Annotated in this window: 27 protein-coding genes; 14 read left to right on the plus strand and 13 right to left on the minus strand. The window is 62.9% G+C overall.

The genetic code is table 11. The annotated features are described in order from the left end of the window. Positions 1–39: 39 nt before the first annotated feature. The 10 genes from IEJ02_RS11450 (at position 40) to IEJ02_RS11495 (ending at position 9744) form a co-directional block, all read left to right on the plus strand. Entirely contained in the window at positions 40–336 is a 297-nt protein-coding gene (locus IEJ02_RS11450) for a hypothetical protein (RefSeq protein WP_191064691.1), read from the plus strand. Then, a complete protein-coding gene (locus IEJ02_RS11455) occupies positions 333–704 on the plus strand; it encodes a hypothetical protein (RefSeq protein ID WP_191064692.1) in 372 nt (123 codons plus the stop codon). The genes IEJ02_RS11450 and IEJ02_RS11455 overlap by 4 nt, the downstream gene beginning before the upstream one ends. A 12-nt stretch (positions 705–716) precedes the next feature. Then, positions 717–953: a hypothetical protein gene (locus IEJ02_RS11460; protein ID WP_191064693.1), complete on the plus strand. Its 237-nt coding sequence runs from the start codon at positions 717–719 to the stop codon at positions 951–953. A gap of 23 nt (positions 954–976) precedes the next feature. After that, a complete protein-coding gene (locus tag IEJ02_RS11465; protein WP_191064694.1) occupies positions 977–1396 on the plus strand; it encodes a hypothetical protein in 420 nt (139 codons plus the stop codon). A gap of 45 nt (positions 1397–1441) precedes the next feature. Next, positions 1442–2818: an RNA-guided endonuclease InsQ/TnpB family protein gene (locus IEJ02_RS11470; RefSeq protein WP_191064695.1), complete on the plus strand. Its 1377-nt coding sequence runs from the start codon at positions 1442–1444 to the stop codon at positions 2816–2818. Between the two features lie 2110 nt (positions 2819–4928). Continuing rightward, positions 4929–5480, plus strand: a complete 552-nt coding sequence (locus IEJ02_RS11475; RefSeq protein WP_191064696.1) for a hypothetical protein — start codon at positions 4929–4931, stop codon at positions 5478–5480. A gap of 530 nt (positions 5481–6010) precedes the next feature. Next, entirely contained in the window at positions 6011–6478 is a 468-nt protein-coding gene (locus IEJ02_RS11480) for a hypothetical protein (protein WP_191064697.1), read from the plus strand. Between the two features lie 136 nt (positions 6479–6614). After that, positions 6615–6896 (plus strand): hypothetical protein, encoded by a 282-nt coding sequence (locus tag IEJ02_RS11485; protein WP_191064698.1) that lies wholly within the window; start codon positions 6615–6617, stop codon positions 6894–6896. A 218-nt stretch (positions 6897–7114) separates the two neighbouring features. Continuing rightward, positions 7115–7303: a hypothetical protein gene (locus tag IEJ02_RS11490; RefSeq protein ID WP_191064699.1), complete on the plus strand. Its 189-nt coding sequence runs from the start codon at positions 7115–7117 to the stop codon at positions 7301–7303. Between the two features lie 395 nt (positions 7304–7698). After that, positions 7699–9744, plus strand: coding sequence for a hypothetical protein (locus IEJ02_RS11495; RefSeq protein ID WP_191064700.1), 2046 nt, complete (start codon positions 7699–7701; stop codon positions 9742–9744). A 56-nt stretch (positions 9745–9800) separates the two neighbouring features. Here the strand turns inward: IEJ02_RS11495 and IEJ02_RS11500 are convergent, their stop codons facing one another. The 3 genes from IEJ02_RS11500 to IEJ02_RS11510 are packed head-to-tail and all read right to left on the minus strand — an operon-like array spanning position 9801 to position 11773. Continuing rightward, positions 9801–10373 (minus strand): hypothetical protein, encoded by a 573-nt coding sequence (locus IEJ02_RS11500; protein WP_191064701.1) that lies wholly within the window; start codon positions 10371–10373, stop codon positions 9801–9803. Positions 10374–10376: 3 nt separating this feature from the next. After that, the gene (locus IEJ02_RS11505; RefSeq protein ID WP_191064702.1) at positions 10377–10979 is read right to left on the minus strand and encodes a hypothetical protein; all 603 of its coding nucleotides are present in this window, start codon (positions 10977–10979) and stop codon (positions 10377–10379) included. An 11-nt stretch (positions 10980–10990) separates the two neighbouring features. Next, positions 10991–11773 (minus strand): hypothetical protein, encoded by a 783-nt coding sequence (locus IEJ02_RS11510; protein WP_191064703.1) that lies wholly within the window; start codon positions 11771–11773, stop codon positions 10991–10993. 246 nt (positions 11774–12019) lie between these two features. On the opposite strand from IEJ02_RS11510, the gene IEJ02_RS11515 reads away from it, so the two are divergent. Further along, the gene (locus IEJ02_RS11515) at positions 12020–12313 is read left to right on the plus strand and encodes a hypothetical protein (protein ID WP_191064704.1); all 294 of its coding nucleotides are present in this window, start codon (positions 12020–12022) and stop codon (positions 12311–12313) included. Positions 12314–12333: 20 nt separating this feature from the next. Next, positions 12334–12675 (plus strand): thioredoxin family protein, encoded by a 342-nt coding sequence (locus IEJ02_RS11520; RefSeq protein WP_191064705.1) that lies wholly within the window; start codon positions 12334–12336, stop codon positions 12673–12675. A 54-nt stretch (positions 12676–12729) separates the two neighbouring features. Here the strand turns inward: IEJ02_RS11520 and IEJ02_RS11525 are convergent, their stop codons facing one another. Further along, the gene (locus tag IEJ02_RS11525) at positions 12730–13290 is read right to left on the minus strand and encodes a hypothetical protein (RefSeq protein ID WP_191064706.1); all 561 of its coding nucleotides are present in this window, start codon (positions 13288–13290) and stop codon (positions 12730–12732) included. 84 nt (positions 13291–13374) lie between these two features. Here IEJ02_RS11525 and IEJ02_RS11530 point away from each other — a divergent pair, with 84 nt between their 5' ends. Then, a complete protein-coding gene (locus IEJ02_RS11530) occupies positions 13375–13716 on the plus strand; it encodes a hypothetical protein (RefSeq protein WP_191064707.1) in 342 nt (113 codons plus the stop codon). Positions 13717–14230: 514 nt separating this feature from the next. Here IEJ02_RS11530 and IEJ02_RS11535 read toward each other — a convergent pair. The 8 genes from IEJ02_RS11535 to IEJ02_RS11570 all read right to left on the minus strand — a co-directional run bounded on the left by IEJ02_RS11535 (position 14231) and on the right by IEJ02_RS11570 (position 21158). Continuing rightward, positions 14231–14485, minus strand: a complete 255-nt coding sequence (locus IEJ02_RS11535) for a hypothetical protein (protein ID WP_191064708.1) — start codon at positions 14483–14485, stop codon at positions 14231–14233. A gap of 798 nt (positions 14486–15283) precedes the next feature. Then, on the minus strand, positions 15284–15463 hold the full coding sequence (locus tag IEJ02_RS11540) for a hypothetical protein (RefSeq protein WP_191064709.1): 180 nt from the start codon (positions 15461–15463) through the stop codon (positions 15284–15286). A gap of 253 nt (positions 15464–15716) precedes the next feature. Then, the gene (locus tag IEJ02_RS11545; protein WP_191064710.1) at positions 15717–15950 is read right to left on the minus strand and encodes a hypothetical protein; all 234 of its coding nucleotides are present in this window, start codon (positions 15948–15950) and stop codon (positions 15717–15719) included. A 186-nt stretch (positions 15951–16136) separates the two neighbouring features. Beyond that, entirely contained in the window at positions 16137–17087 is a 951-nt protein-coding gene (locus IEJ02_RS11550; RefSeq protein ID WP_191064711.1) for a hypothetical protein, read from the minus strand. Next, a complete protein-coding gene (locus IEJ02_RS11555; protein WP_191064712.1) occupies positions 17080–17688 on the minus strand; it encodes a hypothetical protein in 609 nt (202 codons plus the stop codon). Before IEJ02_RS11555 ends, IEJ02_RS11550 begins: the two co-directional genes overlap by 8 nt. Positions 17689–17750: 62 nt before the next feature. Beyond that, positions 17751–18572, minus strand: coding sequence for a hypothetical protein (locus IEJ02_RS11560; RefSeq protein WP_191064713.1), 822 nt, complete (start codon positions 18570–18572; stop codon positions 17751–17753). Positions 18573–18871: 299 nt separating this feature from the next. Continuing rightward, positions 18872–20557 (minus strand): TROVE domain-containing protein, encoded by a 1686-nt coding sequence (locus IEJ02_RS11565; protein ID WP_191064714.1) that lies wholly within the window; start codon positions 20555–20557, stop codon positions 18872–18874. A gap of 352 nt (positions 20558–20909) precedes the next feature. Next, on the minus strand, positions 20910–21158 hold the full coding sequence (locus IEJ02_RS11570; protein WP_191064715.1) for a hypothetical protein: 249 nt from the start codon (positions 21156–21158) through the stop codon (positions 20910–20912). Positions 21159–21944: 786 nt separating this feature from the next. Here IEJ02_RS11570 and IEJ02_RS11575 point away from each other — a divergent pair. Beyond that, entirely contained in the window at positions 21945–22544 is a 600-nt protein-coding gene (locus IEJ02_RS11575) for a hypothetical protein (RefSeq protein ID WP_191064716.1), read from the plus strand. A gap of 1083 nt (positions 22545–23627) precedes the next feature. Here IEJ02_RS11575 and IEJ02_RS11580 read toward each other — a convergent pair. Next, positions 23628–24692 (minus strand): vWA domain-containing protein, encoded by a 1065-nt coding sequence (locus IEJ02_RS11580; RefSeq protein WP_191064717.1) that lies wholly within the window; start codon positions 24690–24692, stop codon positions 23628–23630. Between the last annotated feature and the right edge of the window lie 68 nt (positions 24693–24760).

A 24760-nucleotide genomic window follows, 5' to 3' on the forward strand; every position in this document is an offset into this window, starting at 1 on the left:
GCTGATCCAGACCACGACTTGTACATGAAGTGGTGCTCCGTGGTCGACAACGTCATCGCGGTGGGTACGCGACAGCAGATGCTGGCTTTGGGGGACGCGACCGAGGAGCAGTTGGAGCGCGCTGACCGGACGGGGACATCCGACAGGCTGGTCCGTCATGGCCGTTGGGGCGGTCCCGGCATGTTTGTTCTTCCTGACTTCCGTACGGATGCGGACGCATACCATCTTCCGCGTCAGCTTTTCCTGGAGTACGCACAGCTCGTCCTGGAGGGTCGCGATGAAGAAGCCGAGGCCCTGCTGGTGCCGGAAACTTACAGCGAAGGAAAGTTGCCATGACCAAATTGATCACTAGTCAGTCTTCGGCGATGGATTTCCCGGAGTACCTGGTCGCGCAGATCGCAGCCGCTTCGGATCTGGGTGATCCTGCTGCTCAGCAGTTGATTTCGTTCGCGGTTCAAGAATGCAGCCGTCTCCGGAATGAGGTCGACAATCCCCACATCTGGTCCCTTCTGTTCGGCGCCCAGAACCTGTACACGTCAGTCGGCCAGTTGATCACGAATTCGGTGACGGAGTCAGGAAGGGTCACCCCTCAGCGCCTCCTGGGGGTTCTGGGTGTGGCGGATGACCTGGTGGCCCGCGTGGGCTTCCGTATGTCCGTGGCGGAGATATGCAAGCACCTTACTGACCCCATTGCGGCAGTCTGAAGAGGACCAAACATGAAGCCCAGAAAGAGTGACACCTTCCTTGGCGCCTTTCCGGATACTGACGAAGGATACGAAGAGGGAAAGAGGGAGCTGGAGAAGATGGCCGAGAAGCTTGCCGAACAGGGGGTGGTTGGTAAATTCAGCGTATTTTTGACAAAGGCTAAAGGTGACTACAAGGCCGGAGTCAAGGGTGACCGCGACGAGCAGTGCTGGTCTCTTTTCCTCCGGGACCGCAGTAACTCCAGGTAAATGAGAAATGGGAGAGAATTTTGATGGGTACACCGAAGGACGACCCGGACGCGATCTGGAAGGATATCCCTGCTTCTTTCCGGCAACTGTGCTGGCCGGACTGGGCCTGGGAGCAGATGCCGCCGACCATTCGGAGGATAGCCGCCCGGGAACAGGGTGTCGATATTCCGGACGACAAGGCATACACGATCATTCACTATGCGGTCTCCATCCACCATCCGGTGAGTAAGACGGTTGACGACTTCTCCTTCTGCTCCGAACTGTTCATTGAGGGGGACGGAAGGGAGCCGCGTCACCTTACGGTCGGTGAGGAATTCACCCTGCACGGAGAACTCGTTGTTGCTCTGAATGTCAAGAAAGAAGGTGATGATCGGGACGATGAATCAGGTCTCCCGGTGACCCATTTCCAGGTGCGGATCGGCCTTCCGGGCGAAAGGGTCTGACGAACGTGAAAAGTTATCCGCGCATACAGAGAATGGTAAACCAGGATGTCTGAACAAGAAGAGACAACCGTTGTCGTCCGCCTGTCGCTCGATCCCACCAGGGAGCAGGAGGAGATCCTGTACCGGTACGCAGACTCGGCGCGGTGTGCCTACAACTTCGCTCTCGGGCTCAAGGTGGCCAGTCATCAGCGGTGGCAGTATGGCCGGGACAAGCTGGTGGCGGCGGGGATGAACAAGAAGGAGGCCAATAAGAAGGCCCCGAAGGTTCCGATCCCCGGCGCCTTCCAGATAAAGCCGATTTTCCTGGCCGTCCGCGACCGGCCTCTCATGGGCCCCTACCGGGAGGGGGAAGAGCTCCGTTACCGGTATCCGTGGTGGAAAGGCGTCAATGCCCGTACATGGGAGCAGGCGTTCGCCGACGCGGACAAGGCGTGGAGCAACTGGATGTCCTCCTCGTCCGGAAAGCGCAAGGGCGGGCCTGTCGGGTACCCGAAGTTCAAGAGGAAGGGCCGGTGCCGGGACTCTTTCCGGCTGATCGGCGTAAAGCCGGTCGGCGAACGCCACCTGCGGATCCCGGGGGAGAAGGGTGGCCAGAAGGCGTTCAATGTACGCCTCCACTGTTTTCTTCACCGACTGGAGAAGTGGATCCGCAAGGGCGGCGTCATCAAGACCTGCACGGTCTCCCGGGAAGGCCACCGTTGGTTCGCCTCCGTCAACGTACGGATTTCAAAGCTGCCCAACCCTCGCCCGGCACCGCATCAGGTATCACGCGGTGCGGTTGGCGTGGACTTGGGTGTGTCGGTGATGGCGGCGATGTCGAATTCGGTCACCATCAGCGGCGAGAATGTGCAGCTGTACAAGAATCCGAAGCACCTGGATGACACGCGACGGGTACTGACGCGGTGGCAGCGCCGCATGGCTCGCCGGTACGTGAAGGGCAAGCCTGCTCATGAGCAGTCAAAGGGCTGGCATGAGGCCAAAGCGCAGGTGTCCAGGCTCCACGCGTTGATTGCTGCTCGTCGCGCTTCCACCCAGCATCTTCTGACCAAGCGTCTTACGACTCAGTTTTCTTCGATCGCTCTAGAGGATCTGGATGTGAAGCAGCTGACGCAGTCGGCTAAGGGTGATCTGGAGAATCCGGGGAAGCACGTACGGGTGAAGGCGGGGTTCAACCGGATGGTGCTGGATGTCGGCTTCGGGGAGATCCGGCGTCAGGTGGAGTACAAGTCCACCCGCTATGGATCATCTGTGGCTCTGGTCAATCCTGCGTACACATCGCAGACCTGCAACGCATGCGGAAACGTGGATAAGCGGAACCGGAAGAGTCCATCGGTTTTTGTGTGCACCGCTTGCGGCAAAACCGGCCATTCGAAAATCATTGCGGCACGGAATATCCGGAGTCTTGCCGAGCGGGTCGAGTAGAAGCTAGGCTTCGTGGTCGAAGAGCGCCTGGTGCAACGGAGGTCATTCCGCGCCAGGCGCTCTTCAGATTGCCAGCCGATCTACTGTTCGGATTATGTCCGGATTTTCGATCACAGACTGTACTGTTCTAATGACAGGCCGTTGCCTTGCCGGAACCTCCGGGTGGCGGTACATTTGTACTTGTTCGCAAGAACTCGGCCCCCGGACGGGGGAGTAGAGCGTCCGGCTACTGCATGTGAGTCCACGAATCTTCGGATTTGAGGCAGGCAGGTTTGAAGCCGGAAAGGGTGGCGCAGTCAACAGCCGCCCAAGGGCGTGCGAAGCGCCCGCCATCCCACATCTCAACAGTGTGCGCGCACCCGATGAAAACCATCAGGTCTTGAGTGAATCGCCGCAGGTCGGCAAGGGTGCTTCCCGTGCGTGTGAAGGTGGTCCCTGCACTAGCTAGAAGATCTGAAGAGCGTCCGGGTGCTCCCCGTGCGTGCGAGGGTGGTCCCGTTGGGATGCGGACTGAGTGGGCCCTGTCCAGGTGCTTCCCGTATGTGCGAGGATGGTCCCCTAGTTCCCGTCGCGTACAACCTCTGGAACACGTGCTTCCCGTAGTGCGAGGGTGGTCCCTAGCCGACGAACTCGGATGCCTCCCCCTGGCTGTGCTCCCTGTGTGTGCGAGGGTGGTCCCCCCCAAACCGACGAGGAAGCCGCGCTCTCCGCGTGCTTCCCATGTGTGTGAGGGTGGTCCCGAAGTACTCCCACCCCGGCCGTGCAGCCGGTAGTGCTTCCCGATGTGCGGGGTGGCCCCTATCCACACTGCGCTGGGAGAACGGCGACGGCGTGCTTCCCATATATGTGGGGATGATCCCTTCTGCGAAGCAGTCATACCGAGAAGTCATTCGCGGTTCCCGTATGTGCGGGGGTGGTCCTCAACAGTTCCACCTTCTTTGCCATGACCGCATGTGTTTTTCGCGTGTGTGGGGATGGCCCCACGCATGGAGCATACGGGCGGATTTCGTGCCTGTGCTTCCTGTGTATGCAGGGATGGTCCCGGTGATTTCGTCCAGATCGATCGCGCCCCCGGGTGCTTCCCGGGCATGCGGGGATGGCCCCAGGTAGCTCGCGAGCGGGATCATGCCCACGAAATGCTTGCCCATCTCGTGTGTGTGGGTGGTCCCTGCTTGGGCCGGACGGTCGGGTCAGCAGTGATATGCCTTCCGTGTGCGCAGAGGTGGCCCTTCCTCGAAAACCTGACTAAGGATCTCTGGATCGTGCTTCCTGTACGCGTGGGGATGGCCCCGAGCCGTGCGGAGACGGTTGGGATAGGTCCCGGGTGGTCCCGTGATACCCAGGATCTGAAGCACCGCGAGAGGGTGCTTCTCACGCGTGCAGAGATGGTCCCCGCATGAAGAGGCGCATCGCGCGCTCCTCGCGGTACTTCCCGCGTGTGCGGAGGTGGTCCGATGCGTACATTCCGTAGCACATAGAGGCGAGCGCGCTTCCCGTGCAGGGATGGCCCCACCAGTTGCCCAACGTCCATGACTGTGGGCATGCGCTTCCCGTGCGTGCGAGGACGGCCTTGGGTGCGCGGGTGGTCCCTCCAATGCTGTAAAAGGGCATTAGGGGTCAACGGCTTGAATTGGGGAGGTCCATGCACTGCGGCATCGTCAGCCTGCACGGCGAGGTGCCTCCTGTGCGCGCTTCTTGCGCACCCGGGGTGGCCCCAAGGAGTCTTCGAAGGCAACTCGAACGCAACCCCGCTGGTCTCTCTATTGCTGCGCGCTTCCTGTGTGCGAGGGAATGACCCCACCCGGATCGTGTCGAGGGAGATTGACGGCGGGTGCGCAAGGTGGCCCCTGGCCGGACGCCAAAGGCATTCAGTGTGATGGTGCGCCCCACGTGTGAGGGTGGCCCCAGTCGATGCGGGCTTCTGGTGCCTCGACCTCCATGGCACCGTTTGCACATGTTTCGTGCACTCCAGTTCTTTCTCTGGAGTGCACTTTTTTATGGGATGGTCTCGTACAGCCGGTCGCACAATTTGCTTATTTCCGCTGACGCAGACGGGCTCGCGGATCATCCATGAGGCTACCGGAGAGATGCAAGGAAAGGCAGAAACGACATGAGTGACATCATTCCGTACACGCATTGGGCCTATTTTCCCGACAGAGGATCGGCTCAGGTCTGTGTATCCGATTTGCAAGATTACGTCACGCGCATCGACCCACCAATCGAAGGATCTCCTCAGTGGCTGCTGCGCGCTGGGCGCGATGTTTCGATCGATGGCCTCCTGAATCGCCACGACGAGGTGGAGGCCATTGTGTCCAGGTATGGCGGCCGGTATGACGGCGGTGAGGCTGCTCATCTCTCGGTCGACGACGGGCTGCAACCGATCGCCGATCCGGCGCTGAGTGACGCGTCGGACCCACGTGGCGACGGCGAGTTCACGATCACCTCCGGCCCCCGCGTCTTCCATCGTGTTGGCGGCTGGGTGCTGCCCGACTTCACCGACCTTGCGGACTGCGCCACCAACTTCCAGCGCCAGCAGGACGGCCGCCCGCTGTGCGCGGAGACCGCCGTCTGGAAGGTCGTCGAAGATCACGGTATGTATCTGACTATCCGCTTCTACTGCGACGTCGACCTGCCCAACGAGCACCGGCAGGCTGCCACGTGACCACCTGGACCGTAGTATCAACGGCCGAGAAGCGGAAGGCCCAGGACTGACATCGCTCGCGTTACCCACCCCGGACAATTCCGGTGACTGGATCGTGGTGACCTGGGGCATTTTACCCAGCATGACGACTCGATGGCCCAAACGTAACTGCCCTGTCTGCAAGCGGGACATTTCCACGCCATACGGTCGATTTGCTCGCCATGATCCTCCCGACCATGGCGGCATCAAGGGGTATTTAGTGTCCTGCACGGGGACGGGGAGGCAGGCTCCGGGCGGCGGTGACCAGAGCGTGATCTTCGACGTGGGCCGGGACGGCGAGGTTGTGCAGGGTGCCTTATGGGATGACCCGGACCAGGGGGTGATCGCCGCAAAGGATCATTTACCCGAAAGTGATCACCCTGAGTGATCATTGGAGGATGGCGTCACCACCCCAGCACAAACTCTGGATCATGCGACTCAGGGGCCAGTACCTCCGCCCCGACGGCACGCCCCATAGGGGGTTCGTCACCCTGACCCCCGAGCCGATCTCCGTGACCGCGATGACGGGCGGCACCCCGTTCACGATCACTTTGCAGACCGTCCGTCTGTGCATCAACGGCGAGGGATACGTCGAGGCTGACCTGCTCAACCCGAATGACCCCACCATCGAGCCGGGTCCGGCGACGGCCCGGCGGTGGGGATACTGCGTGCGGGAGACGTTCGAGCGCGGGCCGGTTCTGGGCTGGACGATGGACGTGCCGACGTCAGTGGGGGACGGCGAGGTGCTGGACATGGCGAAGGTCGTGCGCCGGGATGAGGCGGTATACCGGCCTGCGGACTGGTTCCCGCACCACCTGATGGACACGCCGGTTCAGGCTTCGCGGATTTCTCCCCGGGTGGGCCCGCTGATGCGGTGCATCGAGGAGAAGCCGGTGAGGGTTCCGGACGGCCCGAGGGAGGGGTCGGGGGATCCTGGCTGGGTGCCACCGTTCGGCCGATGCGGCTGTTGCTGTGGGTAACAAGCGTGATGCCGCCCTGCCATCTGGGGTGGTGCACGTCACGCGATAGCTGCCCAGCGGTGGGCAGCCCCTTGAGGGAAAACAGAGAAAACTGACCCCCACGCAAAACCGAAATCTCGGCGTGGAAGGGTCCGGCATGGCAAGGAAGCTCAGTTGCTCAAGTGTTGCTTACCGCGACGGCAAGGCAAAAGAGATATCTCCCGACAGGATTCTCGATTGCCTCTGGGGGGAGAACCTGAGCAAGAGGGCCATCTGGCTCTTGACCTGGCTGCACTTCAAGGCGGACGGCACCTATATGACCCGGCGTCAGCGCGGCGGAGTCTGCGCCGACGAGACTTATTTCCGTGAGCTGGAGTGTGCCTCGTTGGTCGAGATCGAGAACGCTCCGGACGGAGAAGTGCATGTCACGCTCCTTTGACAACACGGCCCCCTCGTATACGCCTGACGAGGGGGCCGTGTTGTTGCGTGAGTTACCAGCGCATCACCGAGCGTAGCGCACCATCGCTATCTGCGGCATATCCTTGGATCGTCGGATTTTCGGCCAGGGAGCGGGATGTGACTGTCTATCCCTCAGTGTGCGGAGGCCAGGGCCGCGACCGCTCACGCCAGCGCGTATGGCGCGGACTGTGGCAGCCCATGACCGCCTATGGACCCGAAGAGGTGGTGCATGCCATCGACGGTGACAGTGAATCGGAATCCGGCTCCCTGTATCTGAGTATCCAGACTCACCTGTCGACCAATGGGAACCGGCCCGGGTCGGGTGAGGACTGGCAGAAGATGTGGGAACTGTTCGCTCAGCCGGGGGATCCGATCCCTGTCCCCTGACGGTCAGCCTCGGGGGTGTGGGGCACCGTCGCCCCTGCCCGGCCAGTCATGATTGGGGCGATCGCCGCACCAGCATCGTTCCGTGCTCAGGACGGGGTGAATGGGTTCGTTCCGTGCCGTCCGGGCCTTGTGTGCGTCGCGCGCCCGCTGCCAGTTGAGCTTTGCTCCGGCCATCTCGTTCTCCTTGTCCGGTTTCCCCTTCTCTCTATATAGGGACGGGTGACGGCGGACATCCTTCATGTGACCTGCACCACAGACCCTTCGTGGTTTACCTCATCAGTGCTGATTACTTCACGTGACCTTTGATAACCCTCCGTGATCTACCCTTATTTCATACAAGGCGAGAGGGCGATCCACCCCGGGATGGTCCACCAAGCACCAGAGGAAACCGACATATGTGCAGCTCATGCGGAACATCTCCGTGCATCCCGACCGTTCCGGGCCCGCACGTCCCCCGGACCAAAGATGTCCACGGCATCCCGGACACGTCCAAGCTGGAGACCAAGACCGGCGCCCAGAAGAAAGCCGACCAGGCCGCCAACAAGGCTCTCACCGAGGCCAGGCAGTACGCCGATCAGAAGCTGAAGGACATTGACGCACCGGACATGTCTCAGTACGAGACCAAGTCCGGTGCTCAGGGCCGGGTGGATGAGCACGCCGGTAAGACGCGGGACGTCCACGGGATCCCCGACACCTCGAAGCTGATCACGGAGGACGAGGTCGGCCCCCTGGTCGACGCGGCCGTGGCGGACGCCGTCGCCGACCTGGACATCCCGTCCGGGGGCGGCGACGGCAAGACCTGGGAGACCCCAGAGGGCGCCCAGGCGAAGGTGGACGAGCACGCCGAGAAGACCAAGGACGTGCACGGGATTCCCGACACGGCCCAGTTGGTGACGAAGGATGAGCTGAAGGACGCGATCGACAAGATCCCGTCCGGCGGGGGCGGCACCCCGACCCCTGGGCCGGACCCGGAGCCGGGGGACTGGGAAACCCCGAAGGGCGCGCAGGACAAAGCCGACAAGGCGCTCGACGAGGCGAAGAAGTACACCGACGAGCACGCCGGGAAGACCAAGGATGTCCACGGCATCAAGGACACCGCCCAGCTGGTGACGAAGCCGGAGCTGAAGGCCGTCGAGGACAAGATCGGCGACGGCGGGGGCGGCAAGGGTGGCGTGACCAAGGAAGAGGTCACCAAGCTCATCGCGGACGAGCTGGCCAAGTTCCCCTCCGCCTACGCCGAGAACGACGACAACATCGACCTCGACAGCGCCGAGTGGACCTCCCTGGACCCGAAGGTCGAGGTCACGGTCGCCGTGCCGCCGTCTGGCAAGGTGGAGGCGACAACCTGCTTCACCGCCCGCAATGCGGCCACGCGGCCCGAGGGCAAGAAGATCCAGACGTACCAGGCGCTGGAGATCAAGCTCGGCGACAAGGTGCTTCTCAAGCCCTCCGACAGCCAGGCCGTGACGCTGTCCGCCGACTCGCCCGGTGACCCGTCTTCCGCCTGCCACAGCATGATCGTGGACCTGGTCAAACTGGGCGCCAAGGTCGGCGACAAGGTCACCGTCACAGCGGTCAACCGCAAGGGGGACACGCCAGAAGACCCCGCGAAGGGCGCGGTCTCCACCATCCTGGACCGGAACATCACGGTGCTGTCCCTGGTCGGCGGCGAGGGCGCCTCCGGCGGTGGTGGGGGCGAGCCGAAGCCGGAGCCCCAGCCGGGCGGCGGACTGACGGAGAAGCAGGTTCAGGAGATCGTCGACAAGGCTGTCAAGGACGCACTGGACAAGCACATCGAGAACTGCCACACCCTCGACATCATCGAGAAGGGCGTGACACCCGAGCAGGGCTGGAAGGTCGACGTCCAGGAGCTGCGGCAGATGGGCGGGGTGTCGACCGCCTTCATCCGGCTGGAGCGCACGGGTGACGATATCGCCTCGAAGGGCCCGGACTTCAAGTCCGAGGGCAAGCCGAGCCAGGGCAACATCGTCCCGGACCTGCTGATCGCGAAACTGGACCAGACGTGGTGCCCACCGCAGTCGCTGGTGGTGTCCTGCGGCACTTCCTATGGCTCGGGAACGGTCCGTGTCGAGAAGGGTGGCGGCGTCTACCTGCTCGACTGGACGTACAACAACCCGCTGCGGAAGGGCCACCTGCTGCGGACGTCGTATGAATTCATGGCGGAGTCGAAGTGCCAGGGCAAGGAGGGCGCCCCGGCCGGTGACGGCAAGCCGGGGCCGGGAGACGGCGGCCAGGGGGGCGGTGGCGGCACCCCTGAGCCGGGTGGCACCCCATCGGGCGGCAGCATCAAGGACGTCGACCTGGAGGCACCTGAGAGCCCCGAGGAGCCGGAGGTGAAGCCGCTGCTTCCGGCGTCGGAGACCCGCTCTTTGAAGGTGAGCCTGCCGCCTGCGACGAAGGAAAAGGGTGAGAAGCCCTAGTCGGCGGACACAGAAAAGGGCCCGGACAACCCGGGCCCTTTTCTGTGTGATTTGGGCTAGCTCTTGGCTTTCTTCTTTTTGTCTGGAGTCGCTTTAACATCCATGTCGGGGTAGCGCCTCTTCACGGCTGCGATCACCTTGGCCTGATTTTCCGGCGACTCGTACTGCTTCGCGTACTTGATCGCCACCCGCGCCCTTTCGGGGGTGTCCACTGGGTACCGTCTCCCGGGCAGCGCAAAGTCGGAATCGTCAAGCTGCTTCCGCCTTTTCGCGTCGAGCGCAGCTTCCCCGAGGCCGGGGTACTTGAGCCGGATGAGCGCCTTGAGCTTTTCCAGCCTGTCCGTCGACAGGCTCACTTTTCCCCGGTTCAGAGCGTCCCGGGCGTCATCCTCGGTGTCGATGCTGTACGACGGATCATCCGGGAAGACCGCTCCCCATACGCTCAGCGCGCTCATCTGCCGGGCATCCAGGGCGGCTTCTCCCACAGCCTCCGCGTCCGGGAGGTCGGGATCCACGCCGGGGGCTACCGTCTCGCGCGGCGGAACGAGACGCCAGCCGCCTTTGCAGCGGTTGTCCCGCTTGGCGAGCGCTTCCATGAACTGCTCGGTGTGGGAGATGTACCCGTTCAACGATCAAGGCTCCTTGCGTCCGCCGACGATATCGACGAGTGCGGTGACCTCTTCCCTGGTGGCGAACGCGATGCTGGCGGGGGTGGCCCACCACACGCTGCGCCGGGTCGGCCCCTTCTTGCCCTTGACCTCGCTGATGCCCTTGCCGTCAGCGGAGACCTCACAGGGCCCGGTCCAGGTGTCGACCATGTGGAACGGGGCCCGCAGCAGACTGTAGTGCTTGAGCTCCACCACGCTGCCGGGTGTCAGCTCGCTGTCGTCAGCGAGGGTGAACCCGAAGTGGCGGACGCGGCCGGGCCGGGTGCGGATGACGAGGGTCTTCCCGTCGCTCCGGTAGGTGACCTCGCCACCTTGGGGGATCTGTTTGACCAGGGCCCTCAGGTGGGCGGCCTCCTTGGATGCCTTGGCTTCACCGCGCACGAAGATGCTCATGGAGTACAAGGAGGCGAGGTAGATCGCGCCGATGGCGCCGAGGGCGAACCCGTTGGGGGTCTGGCCATCCGGCGTGAAGGCGGCGATGGCTCCTCCGTAGACAACGGAGGAGAAGATACTGAGGCCGAAGAGGGCCCGCACAGGGCGGGGCCCCTTCGAGTTCTGGTTAGGCATGCCCCATTTTCTTACTTCTTGGAGCTGGACGACTTCTTGCTACCGCCCGAGCTGGAACGGGAACCGCCGGACTTGCTGCCACCGCCGGACTTCGATCCGCCGGAGCGGGATCCGCCGAAGGGAGGCCGAGGGGACGCCGAGGATCCCGAGGACTTGCCGCCGAAGGGAGGGCCGCTGGAACGGCTGGCGCTGTCGCCGGAGTCGGACCCGCCGGACCCTCCGATGTCGGAGTAGGCATCGTTGACGGCCGACTTGACCTTGTCGAGGGCGGACTTGGCCTTGTCGACGGAGATGGTCTTGCCGCCACCGCCGCCCTTGTCGCCACCCCCCTTGCTGCCCATGTCTTCGTCGTCGGCTTCCTCGTAGTCGTCCGACTCGTCGTAGAAGTCCCAGTCGGACTCGTCCTGGCTGGAGGACGACTTCTTGCGGCGGCGCCGCTTCTTGCCGCCGCTGGAGCTGTCGTCGGCCTCCTCCCAGTCGTCGTCATCCGATTCGTCGTAGAAGTCCCAGTCGTCGGCCTCGGACTGCTTCCGGCGACGCTTCTTCCTGGACCCGCCTCCGGGCTTGGAGGCTTCGGTGAGGTTGAAGATGTCTCCGGCACCGCCCGCGCTGACCTCGGACAGGTTGGGCACGCTCGCAAAGGCGTCGGCGAACGCTTCCTGAACCTGGCCGGGGGTGACAACCGAAGGTGAGAGGCTTTCGCGTGGTGGGGCTGGTCGCCAGTCTCCTGTGGCCCGCCGCTTGCGCTGGTTGGTCAGCAGGCTGGCGGAGAGGGCGTCGAATCCGTTCGCCATGAATATCCCTATTTGGATCGGTTTCTTGGTTCAGGGCGATCACCCAAAGCGACCGTCCGTAACTTACGGTAGATGCCGGTGCACTCGGAGCGCCAACGACCAGGGGGCCCGAAGTGCCCGCATCCAGTTCCCGCCGGGCGCCTCGGACAGAAGGAATCCACCAGGCTGCGGTATAGGCTGCCGACAGACCCAGGGGTCACGGAGGTGGCCAACAGATGGGCATGCCGACGAAAACAAGGGGGAGCGGTGCCCGAGACGAAGAAGGCCGCCATTTACCTGCGCACGCAGCGGCAGCGTCCCGGTGATGAAGAACTGGACCGGCTCGGTGAGCTTCGGGATTTCGCCTTGCTGGCGGGCTACGAGATCACAGCCACCGAGACCGCCTGTGATCCGTACGGCACCGAAGAAGTCCAGCTGCCAGCCGAGTACGAGCGCGTCCGGCAATCCCTGATCGACGGGGAGATCGATGTCATTGTCCTGTGGCATGCGGACCGCGACATCCCGGACACCATCACGCGCGAAGACATCATGCGCCGATAACTCCACAGGTGCGCGATCATATGACCATGCGCACGATCCCTCAGCTCAAGGACGAGACCTTTCAGGCCAAGGTTCTCGACCGGCGCGGACGACCGGTAGCGATCCTGTTTACAAAGCCCGGATGCACCGCATGTGTTTCGGCCCGCGCGGCAGTGCGGGATTTCGCGGACGCTTACACCGGTCGTGTCGACGTGTTCACCGTGGACATCACGATGAACCCTCAGCTCCGTGTCACCTATCCCAGCCAGGGCGTCCCGCTGGTGGTCGTGTTCCATAACGGCCTGGAGGTCTGGCGGCGAGTCGGCGGGTCGGTGAAAGCGGGGATGATTTCGACCTGGGTGGATGACCTGCTGTCCGCCTGAAAGGGGAAGTGCGCCCAGGTATGCGGCGGTACACGTCGGCCGGTACCGGATCGCTCAGCGAGATGCGCGGTCGGGGTGATCGAGGACTTGCAGAAGTTCCCTCATCGCGGCCTGGTCGACCTTTTCGCGGATGGCTGCAAGCTTCAGTGCGAGGTCGACGGCAGCCAGGTCCCGTGACGCTTCCGGAACGTCGTCCCCGACCGCGCGAAGGAAATCCGCGATGTCGGCCCAGGAGTAGAGAGCGGTCCCGTCTGTGGCGGTGACAGGCGATGGGAAACCACCGGGGCCACGTTGCCCCTTCGAGAGCTGCACGAGATTCTGCCGACTGCGGGTGCAGCGGAGGGCGGCTTCGCCGAGGGTGACGGTGTCGTCATGGCGGACTGCTACAGGTTTGAGGTCGGGCACGATCCGGCGCAGCGCCTGGGTGGCGTAGGTGGCGGCCTTGATGGCGTTGTCGGCCTCGATGTCGCAGTCCAGCTCGGAGGTGCCGGGGCCTCCGGTGGTGTAGGAGATGGCGCCGGAGGCGAAGAGGGGTTCGTTGCTGGTGTCAAGCGCCTCCGCCTCGGCCGGGGCGATCTGCCGGTTGAGGACGAGCGTGAAGTCCCGTCTGGTCATGAGCTGTACGCTATCCCATTCCGTTGCGCATGCGCAACGGAATACGGCTCTGTCGACCTCTCCATCGGGGTGAGAATGGTCGACATGATCGAGGACATCGGGCGCTGCGTCATGCAACGGGTGACCTTTACGGGCCCCCACACTTTCACCCGGCATGGCGCCGGAATGCATGGCGAGAAGATCATCAGCGATGAGTCGGTGACACCGCGCGGCGTGTACGAGGCGGTGAACCGGATGGGGCTGAAGCCGGGTGAAGTGGTCGCCGTATGGAATGTACTCCCGGACGAGGACCGCGAGAATGTGCAGATCGAGCAGGATCTGCCGCCGGTTCCCACGATTCTCCTGGTACGCACGGCCGATAAGCGGCTCCTTGAGCTGAATCCTGCCTACCTGGCCATTCATGACCAGCCATCAGATTACGGATAGCCTTTGTATCCGTTTTGGTGAAGGGTGTTCATGATGTTCCGTCTTCTTCGATGGGTCGCTCTGACGGCCGTAGTGGGCTTCATGCTGATGGCCCGGTGGCTGGAGGATGAGCAGCCTTGTGACTCAGGGCTGGCCAAGCAAGTTCCGGCTACAGGCAGGCCGTTCGACTGAGCCACGATGTCCCCGCAATGAGCCTGCACTGGGCAGCGTGGGGTTCACGTATGTGCTCCCGTAGCTCCGGGCTGGCTCTGACCTCGCCTGTCTTGCCTAGGCTATGATGTCTCGCAAAACCTCAGGAAAGGGGAGACGTGAAATGCCCTGCAACGACTGCTCCCGCGCGGAGAACTGCCCGCCCTGCGTGAACGGAGAAGATGAGGATGACCGGCGCCAGTGCATCGACAACGTCGACTGCCGGTCCATGCAGTGCCTTCGCGGTTGCCGACGAGCGGCTGATGGGTCGTCGGCAACCGCAGCAGGACGAACGCCAGCGGATCTTCCGTAGCATCCGACCCGTCTAGAGCGGCGCTGTCACCGGGCTGAGGGTGGAGGACAGGTTCTGCGCCGGGCCCACGAGCTGGTCCGGGAACGGGACCGGAACGCCCGGCAGGACAGTGCGGTCGGAGCCGCCTGTGAGTCCACCAACCACCGGCAGGCCCTCATCGCCTCCGGTGACGCTTCCGGCGGTCGGCAGGGTCGCGGCGGATGCGGTGGTGGCTCCGACGCCGATGGTGCCCGCCGCGAGAACAAGTGCCGCTGCGATGCGCTTCATTGTCGATCCCTTCAGTCGTTTCCCTCGGACCGGAAAACATGGAGCGGATTTCCGACCCGAGGGCCTGACGTGCAGGTTAGCGCACGGCCTCTTCAGTCCGGGGGGCGGATGGTTTCGCTCCGGAAACCGCGCATCCCGCGTCAGGACGCGAAGGGGAGTACGTTCACCCACAGCCAGGCCGCAATCAGACCGACGAACGCCCCGAGAACCATGGGCCGTAGCTCGGACAGAAGTTCCGAAATCTTCCCCGGCCCGAAGGTGCGCCGTCTTTTGACCGGCGCACGGCGTCTTGCCGTGACAACACGCCCTCGTTTGCCGCTCACTTCGCCACCAGAGGGTTGTCGGCGGTGGTTCCGAATGCGCAGATTCGCTGCGGCCTTGCGTTCATGCGACCACCTCTTACTCAGGGCACCTTCCAGTCACCCACGGTAACAATTCATGTGCCATGAGTGAACCTTGGAGACCTTGTTGCGCATCACACAAAATCCGCATCGGAAAATTTGACGAACGTACCCTATTTCCGCCATCCTGTTTCTCAAGCCGCCTCGCGAAGCGACGGACCGTATCCCCCTACGGCAAACCCCCGCGAGGCGGCTTTCTCTATCCCAAGATCTAGTCGGCGATGGTTCGAGGGGCCGAAAAGATCAGTCCTGATAGGGCTGATGGAGCCCGGGGTCCAGGCATGGGCCACCGCAGCGGATGCAGTAATCGGCCACAGAGAAGTCCTTCCAGAAAGCATGAAGACCGCACTGTCACGGCAGTGCGGTCTTCGAGTCGTCTTCAGGGGTCAGTCCGGCGCTACCCGCCCGTCCCGCCGCCCTCCTGACGCCGCTTGATGGCGGCGTCCACCTCGGCGTTCAGCTCGACGCCGAGCTCGCTCTTCGGATTGGGGTCGATGAAGTCCTTCAGATCCTCCACCGTCCCCTGGTCGTTCAGGATGGAGCGCACGACTTCCCGTCCGTCCTGATTCATCGCCATGGAAAGTTCTCCAGATTCTCTTGAGTCGTCTACACGGTCTCCGGGAATGGATTGTCAGGCCAGACCCGCGTGATTTCCAGGCGTTGTCCGACAATCTGACCCCAGAACCACAAGCGCACGCCGGGTACACGCCCGAAGCAGATCCCCTCAGGACTGACCTGACCGGCGCACTGCTGGATGCTGTGCGCCTGCCGGGCCGGATTGGCGAAGAGTTCCGCCAGCCGGACCCGGACTGCATCCGCGAGGTGGACGCTCACCGCTTGCGTGCGCGAGGCGTGTGGGAATACGGAGCGGCCTCGCAGGCCCACTGCTCCTTGTTCTTCACGGCGCGGTCCATGCGCTTGATGAACTCCTGGTACCCACCCAGGGTGTTGTAGTTGTACTCGTCGGCGATCGAGTAGACGACGTCCGAGAACTCGATGAGGGTGGCGTAGGAGACGCCGGGCATACGGCGCTGGACGGAGCGGATGAGCGTTGCGGGTGCCATGAGTCTTCGGTCCTTTCCGGGGATCTCTGCTTGCCTAGGCAAGACTAGTGCCTCCTTGAAGAAGAGCGCAAGAACCCGGGAAGAGTGGGCGTACCTGTCCGAAAGTTGACCACAGTAGGCAGAGAACCCCCGCACTCCCATGCGAGAGTTCGAGGGTTCTGACTGTAGGAAGGTCTGCCGGATCTCTCAGGTCTCCGGTGGGCTGCTCGCCCCGTCGAGAGCGGAGCGGATGCGGGAAATGGCGTCCCGGCGCCCCGCGAGGGCAACGGGGGTGAGGCCCCGGACTTCCGTGCTGAGGGCATGGAGTTCATCCCGTACACGGGCAACAGCACCCTCGGCCTCCTCGACTCGACAGGCGTAACACCAGTCCGCGCACGGCAATTGCTCCACAGTGCCGTCCGGATGGATCACTCCGAACTGCATGTGCTGGGTCAGGCCGCGTTCGATGAAGGCCAGCCACTTCTTGACCTCGGCTTCACCTTTCTCCGCCCGGACGGTCAACTCCTCCATGCGCTGATAGTGCATCTCGAACCGATCCTGATCCACATCAAGCCCTGCGGTGCGGGCGATGGCGGCAAGGGAGTGCAGGGGTACGTACGTACCTCGATCGTCGACTTGCCATTCAGCCACGGCGCGCTCATAAGCGGCCAGCTTGCTCTCGGCTTCCTGGACGCGCCGGTTGAGACGCCGGGATGTTGCCCGCGCTCGATCTCGGTCAATCTCGGCGGTCTCGGCTCGGGTGGACAGCCGGTTCAGCTCCGGCTGCACGATAGCCATTGCTTCGTCGGCCGCCGCCTCGGAATCCTCGGGGTGCCCGTCGTTCTCGAACCGCAAGTAGTAGGCGCCGACGATCCGCTGCCACAGGTCATCGCGCAGGCCCTCGGGGAGCGGCCTCGGAGCAAGAAGACTCAGCGCCTTGACGACTTCGGCGGTGGGGATGGTTTCCGGCAGGGTCTGCGACCACACGTAAGCGGTCTGCTTGACCTGGAGGATGAGCTGCCGGATCGCGGAGGCGTACTGATCCCGCTCATGTTCCAGGTTCGCGATGCCCTCTGCCAGTGTGTCGTGCTCGGCGTCGGTGAGAGCTTCGCGCCGAGCCTCGTTGGCAAGACTGAGAAGTGATTGCGTATCACGCATCGGTTCGGCCTCCCTGGGTTCGATCGGGGGCGGACTGCTTTCCGGTCCCCTTGCACTTCGAGCAGGCGGCGCGCGTGTTCGGGTTGTGCATGTATACGTCCGGGTCCCAGTCGCCGGGGTCGTCCGGGTCCCCTCCCTCACCGTTGCAGTGGGTGCACAGCGTCCCGAGGATGTTCCGCGCCACAGTGAGGGCGTCCTGATCTACGCGCTCGGACAGCCAGGCGTTCCGATCGGCGGCGTCGGCGGGCCCTGGCCACACCTCACTGGCCGCCGTCTCTGCGGCGCGCTGGGACTTTATGACCGCCTCCAGCCAGCCGACAACGGCCAGGGCGACCGCCGGGGACGCGAAGGCGGCGAGGTATTCGTTGACTTGCTCACGGTCCTTCGCCCATGCCTCCAGCAGAACGGTTGGGCGCTCATGATTGTCCACGACAACCTGGGTCTTACTGCCGATCGTGTGCCCGACTTCCCACAGGACGCGGCCTTCGTGTGTGGCCGCTATGGCGAGTGCGCGCAGCTTGTCGGCGGCTTCCTGGAGTTCGGATGCGATGTCGACCGTGGCCCGGGTGGTCTCGTCGGCCGGGTGGTTCTGGCGGGTCATTCTGGTGTGCCCTTTCCGTGGATACAGATGGCGATCGTCGTGGGGTGCATGGGGGCCGCCGGTCACTCGCTTTCCAGGTCGTGGCCACTGACGACAAGTCGGAGGCGGGCCCGTTGCGGGACGGGCTCCTTGCCCGGGACGGGCCAGTCGTCGGCCCGCACTCCGTACACGGGCGGCTCCCAGCGTTCTCCCGTGTAATGCCGGTAGAACGCGACCCAGTCCGCGTCGAAATAACAGGGCAGCAGTCCGCCCGCATTCGGGATCGGCTCGGGTGCTGCGGCATTCTGCTCTTTGACCTGGTCCTGTACCCGGGAAGCGTGATCCCGGTGCCGGTCGCAGAACCAATGCCACCGGTACCAGCCGGTGTCGGGCAGCTTCTCCAGCACGCGGTGCTTTCCGGGGGCGCCGCAGATCTTCATGGTGTTGCGGTCGTCTTCGGCATCTCGTTTGTTCTGTGCGACCCGCTGCGAAGGCGTCATCTGGTGGGCGTTGTACGGCCGCCCCTTGAAAGCCCGTAGCCGGGGCCCGATGCACTGGCGTTTCCAGGGCTCGTGTCCGCCCGGCCACTCATTGGGTGCGATGTACCGGGGCACGTCGTGCTCAATGAGTTCACGGAAGGTATCCACATACCGGTCCCGGTCGTCACGTCCCAGGGCCTTGCGGATGCTCCTGTACAACTCTTTGGGCTCGCTGGTGGGTTGCATGGTGACGACGTAGGCGAATGCCAGAAGGAGGCGCCGGGATTTCGCGTCAGCGCGGTCGTCCTGGTAGATGCGCTGGGCGTATTCGACGAAACTTTGACCATCGCCGCCCCCTCCACCGTATTCGCCCTTCGGCTCAGGCGTTGCCTGTCCGGTGTGCGCCAGATGCAGCGCTGCCCCCATGCTCGGTCTCCCTTTCCAGACGGACAGGGCCGGGAGGACGGTCCTCCCGGCCCTGCTTCAGTAGGTACGCCTAGTCACCCAGGTATTTTTTCGTGACGCGACGCTTTTTGCCGATCTGGCGCTGAACCCGGAAAGGGTCCTTGTCACGGTTTTTGCCCCGGACTTTGCCGCTGGTCCAGGCACACATCAGGCAGTGCCCCTTCCAGCGACGGTGCGACGAATTGCCCATTGGAATCCTCCGGCTAGTCCCGGCCGGGGTCGGCCGGGTTTCTCCCGGGGGACGGATGACCGCTTCAGCTTCACCCCTTGGCCACCTTCTCCTGCTTGCTGTCCATCCACGGCCAGGTGACGCTGCGCCGCGACTCCAGGAGGGAGATCATCCGGAAGCTCGCGTCCGACAAGCCGCCGAAAGCATGCCTGTTCGGGGCGCTCGCCTCCAGGATCGACCCCTTGTATCCCGCCATGTTCCACAAGTACACCGGGGTGTTCCCCGGGATCAGATCGTCGATCTTCGTCTCCCGGGATCCGCCGTAGGGGCGCATGTTCGACGTCAGGTAGCCCGGCCGGGACTGCTCATCAGTGATGATGACCACCCGGTCATGCCCGGCGAAGTTCTCCTTCACCGCACGCGGGATGTCCGTGCCCGGGATGGGCTCACCGAACATCTCGACCACCTTCAAGGCGCTGGCGCCGCGCTGCACGCGGATCGCACGCGAACCCTTCCCGGTCAGGGCCCGGGTGTAGCGGTCGACCCCAGTGTCGCCACCGAACTCAACCAGGGTGGGGTTGCTGGCCTTGATCGCCAGCGCCGCCCCGAACACCGCAGCCTGGTCGGCCAGGGAGATGTCCGAGTCGTTCGGCGTCGATCCCGGCATGTCCGGGAACATGCTCGGCGACCGGTCCACGAGGATCAGTGTGCTGCCGCTGAGCGACGGCACGAGTTCCAGCGAAGCGTTCAGCCCCTTCTCCAGCGGATAGGCCCACCGCAGGTTCTGCGTGGCGCGCAGTGCGGCGAGGAACCGGAACGGGAATACCTTGGCGTTGCGGATGCGGTCCGGATCCGAGATCGCCGCACTGACGCGGGATGCCGCCTTGTCGGAGACATTCGCCTCGTCGAAGTTCCGGAGGTTGTCCAGCAGGGCCCTCACCCCCATGTTCGGGATGACCGCTTCCCAGACCTTCGCCTTGGGGACGTGGCTGCCCAGGGCGGACATCATGTCCTCCCACGTCAGACCCGCCTTCTTGATGATCGCGGGGTCCAGCAGCCGCTTGTCCTTCGGGTTGCTCCGCGCCGCCTGGTGCCAGGCCGTCGCTTCCCGGATCATCGGCAGGTTGGCCAGCGAAGAGGTCATGCGGTTGCGGCGGCGGTCCAGGATCAACTTGAACAGGTCGGACTGCGAGTCGTTAGCGGGTGACGGGTGGGTGATGTCGATGATGTCGGCGAGCCGGTATTCGCGCCTGGGGGAGTCCCACTTGCCGTAGCTGTACTCGGTGATGAGACGCTGCGCGGCCCGCTTCAGCCCCCGCTTGACCGGCTGGTAGCGCCTCGGCCATGCCTTACCCGCGATGGAGAACCAGTAGGCGATGAATTCACCGAGTTCGTCCGCCCGGGACAGGGTGCCGTCGATCATGTCTTCCACGCCGTCGTAGCGGTGCGCGTCGCACAGCACATGCGCCGCTTCGGCCGCCCCCATGACGGACGCCGAGCGCATGAACCCCTCGTTGCGTACCCACGGGAACATGCGGGTGATGAACTCGGGGTCTTCCAGGGCGACGGTGTGAACGAGGTCCACGTACCGCTCGTTGCGGCGGACCGGCTCGTGGAACGTCTTCTTGTTGATCATGTTGGACACGCTAAGCAGGTACAGGTCAGACTTGCTGCTGCGGGTGAATCCGGAGGCGCCGAGCGCGGTCTTGGTGGTGCCGGTGGTGGTGACCGGCGAGTTCACGCGAGGCTTGCTCCCCTTCGTGTTGAAGGTGGCCATGTCTCAGTTTTCCTTTCTGGCCGCTGATGCGGCTTCTGTGTATGGTTCTGGGTGTTTGGATAGGTGATAAGCCCCGCAGCCCTTTGGCACTTCGCACAGGTACCAGTGGCCGCCAAGTCTGCGTACGGCACATTCGGCTTCTTCTGGGGAGAAGTAGACGGTCTTGGGTTCCCATGCTCCGTCGATACGCACCCGGCACTGGCGCGGCCACTGATTGACGTTCTCCGGCCGCTCTGGCAGTCCGGCGCATTCCCGGGAGCAGTACAGCCGCAAGATCACTTCGAACCCGAAGGTGCACCGGCAGGTCCGGCACCGAGTCCGCTGCGGATACAGCAGCTCCAGAGTCATGCGCTTACTCGTTCGGCTCCACCCAGACGGTCGTCTGGATCCCTACTCCGCGCAGTGCGTTTTGCACGATCTCCGCGTCCCCCTTGGTGTCGGCTACCGCGAAGACCTTGCCGCTGCCAAGCACTACCCGCCACGTGTCGGGCTGCCCCTCGGCGGTGTACCCGGCCTCCTTCATGCACCAGGTGAGCGTCTTGACATCGGAGGTGACCACACTCAGTCCACCCTCGAAGTTGACCCGCCTCATCTGCTCCATCTTCCGGATTCCCTTCCTCTACTTGCTCAGGAGCCGCTGTGCTATGGGCAGCGGACCGTGCATTCCTTCAGGGCATCACCGGCCCTGTCCGGCCCCCACTCCAGAGCCATCGGCTTTCCTCCGTCTGCTCTTTTTTGAACACGCAAAAGCCCCCTTCTCCGAGCTGGAAAAGGGGGCGCACGCAGTATGCGGGCGGGACGTCCGGCCAACTAAAGTGGCGTCGGCCTTGTTTACCGATGCTCTGCCATTGAGCTACCCAGGCGATCGCACCCAGGGCAGGATTCGAACCCGCAGCCCTCGGTTCCGCGTGAAGTATCCGGCGCCTTCGCTCCGGACGTCTCGTCCGCACACTGCAACAGAAGATCCAGAGGAGTCACCGGCCAACAGGGTGGGCTCCGGTGTTTGCCCTTTGCCAGGTTTGGGCAGCGACGGATTCGAACCGCCTTTATCTTTTTTCCAGAAAGAAGTAACCGTTTCCTCAGCGCTCCGATGACTCTTCTGGATCTTCTGTTTTGCGCCTCCGGCCAACAAGTAGGCGTACGGTGAATTCTCCCAGTGAAGTAACCGTCCGTCAGCGCTCCGGGGGTGCACCGAGAACACTACGGTGTCGGACAATGGCTGTCAACTTCATTTTTCTTACAGGTCAGCCCAGTTGGACCTCAGTGGCTGCCGTGGCGCACGACAGGTGGCTCCTTCGTAGCCTGTGCCAGATCGCAGATTGATACTGTCCGTGAGGCCGCGAAGCTGAAGCGCCCCGCACCAGACACCCGGAAAGGTCATCACCGCATGCGCGAGAACGATCCCAAGTACGACGGAACAGCCACCAGTCCACCGGACGCGCCCGACTACTGGCGCCTTGTCGAGGTAACCGACATGACCGTTCAGTGGGACGTCCATGTCGACGGGGGTACGCGCACCGAGGTCAGCAAACGCTTCGACGTGGCCGTTGTCGACGAGATGGCAATGAAGCGAGCGGATGAGACGAAAGGACTCTGGTCAACCCCGAGCCCGCCATCCAATGAAATCTTCAAACAATTCATTCACGTATGGGCCGAAGGGCTGATGCACGGGATCGTCTTCCTGGAGCAGAGGAAGCAGACTTCCCTCTTCGGAAAACTGCCCGACCACAACCTTCTGGCTGCCGCTGACAGTATCATCGGGGGTCGCTGGGGGGAGGGTGACGAGCGCGGCGCGCAGTGGGCCAGTCGCATCGACGCACAGAGCATGGCGCATGTTGCCGTGATGCGCAGCATTCAGGCGATCCAGATCCTGAAACTGGATCATCCATCTCCCGAAACACTTCGCGCCGCGCAGGCTTCTCACTGGGAAGACGGGTTCATCGCAGGCTTCCTGTTCGCCGAGCTGGGCGGACACCGCGAAGAATGAGAACCCGAAAGACCCCCTCTCCTGGAGGGGGTCTTTCGGAACTACTGAATCACAGCATCAGCAGGAGTCGTGTCCCGGGCAGCAGCTTCCGGTTCACGCTGACAGGCAGATTTCGGTGGCTCGATCAATCAAGTCGATCATCTCTGCTCGGTTGATGAACTCCTCTGACACAGTCTCCTTCCACCCCGAAACCAAGCCAAACACTTCCTTCGGGACGGCGGGAGGGGCATTCAAGTCGTTACGCAAGAATCTGAGGATATACCGCTCTGCATCCAAAGCATGCTTACCGAGACAGAATGACCAATTCCCGAGGTAGCACCAATCCATCCTGCCAAGAATTGCCACCCTCTCGCTTCCTTTATTTGCAACGCCAATCTTGAACGCGCGGAAGTTAGAGTTGCGCAACAGATAGACAAAACCAGGCTCAGACGATCTGAAGCCTCCCGAGGCGCAGCCACTACATCCACTACCTCTGCGAACTGAATTAAGCGTTGGAGTGACTTCGAGTCGGCATTGGATACACCTTGAGCGCCACGGTGTCATCACCTTGTCGAACGGCTCAAGTGGTTCGAAGCCAGCCGCCCGCATATCGGAAATAGCATCCAACTCCGATACGCGGGCATTTGGTGCGCAGAAAGCGCAGACGCCCTGACCTGCTTTCACGTTGCCGAATCGCGGAGAAATGCCCTTGTCGCAAGTCAAGCAGACGGATGGCCAAGGCTTGCATGCACCGGGGTAGGGGGAAGTTGGGAGTGCATCCCTTTCGATCATTAACTTTTTGGCTTCGACTGGATCCTGTAGGCCCTTACCGCAGAATTTACACGGATTGGAACCTCTCTTGACGTTATTAAGTCTCGGCGAAATTCTGCGCCCACATGACAAGCAAAGCGAATCCCATGCAGCTCCACTGTTCACGTACGGGACCTGTGGATCAGCTCCGGCCTTCAGCATAATATCGCGCGCCTCTCCTTCCGAGATGCGATTAGATCCGCGAGTCAACTCCCCCACCTCCTCGATTTTTCTGAATTCGCCACACGAAAAAGGCCCCGAGGTGATGCGCTCGGGGCCTTGATCTTTACCCGGTCAGAACATCAGCAGCATGCGCTGGCCGACAACCGGCTTCCGGTTCGTGGAACGGCTCTCAACAAACACGGAGTACTTCTTGTTCGACTGCGGTGAGATCTTCACGTTGTCTCCACCGAGACCCAGCAGGGAGCGCACCTGATCCCGGGTTCCGCCGTACGCCCGATCTGTCTCATTGTCCACGATGACCAGGCTCTTCGTGCTCTGGACTTCGGTGGTCTTGACCAGCTCCTGATGGACCATGCCCGTCCGGAACGGGTGACCGACTCCCTCCTGGACCCACTCTCGGATCTTCGGCCACTTCTCCGGGTCCCCGGGTGCCACGCGGACGATCTGGTAGCTCGAAACCGGAAGCTCCTTCAGTCCTGCCGCTCGGACCGTGTCCTTGTTGACCGCAGAAGAGTCCATGGAGAACACCGACCGCGAGCCCCGGATGCCACTGGCGCGGTTGGTCATGAACGTTTCGGTGGCCCGGTGGATCGTCTGACCCGCCTCCTCCAGGCCCGTGGTGGACGTGGCATCCCAGATGGCGATGTTGTCCTTGGGGAATCCGAACTGCTGAGCCTCCCGCTTCCCCACCTGGTCCGGAACGAGAACCGCCACCGTGTAGTTGTCCGGCAGAGTCTGAAGCCGCTCGGACAGCATGCCCATCAGCTGGTTCGGGTACCGGCTGGGCGCATCCGGGCAGCGGTGGCTGGCGTTCTCCTGCCCGTCGGTGAGTACGAACGTCAGGAAGCTGTGGTCGCCGTACAGTTGGGCGGTCTGTGCCAGCTCACGCTGCGACTTGAGGGTGGCTGCCACCAGCGAGGTCATGCCGCCCGTGCGGTAGAGCTGCTTCAGGGACGGCATCCGCAGCACGTCCTTGTCGTAGATGACGCAGTCGACCTCGTCGGCGAACACGTACACGGTGACACGGGTTTCCTGGTCCAGTTCCTTCGATCGGCGGGCCAGGTAGGTGATTTGCTCGTCGGCCACCTCGATGACCTTGTGACTCAGGTGTCGCATGGATGCGCTGGCGTCCAGCACGAGTGCCACATGGTTGATCAGATTCTGCTTCAGCTTCACGATCTTTCACCCTCCCCATCTCTGTTTTCCAGTACTTGTATTCTCCCATCCACCACTGACAATCCCTG

This window comes from Streptomyces sp. 5-10, from assembly GCF_014712245.1.
In the GTDB taxonomy this organism is placed as follows: Bacteria; Actinomycetota; Actinomycetes; order Streptomycetales; family Streptomycetaceae; genus Streptomyces; species Streptomyces violaceusniger.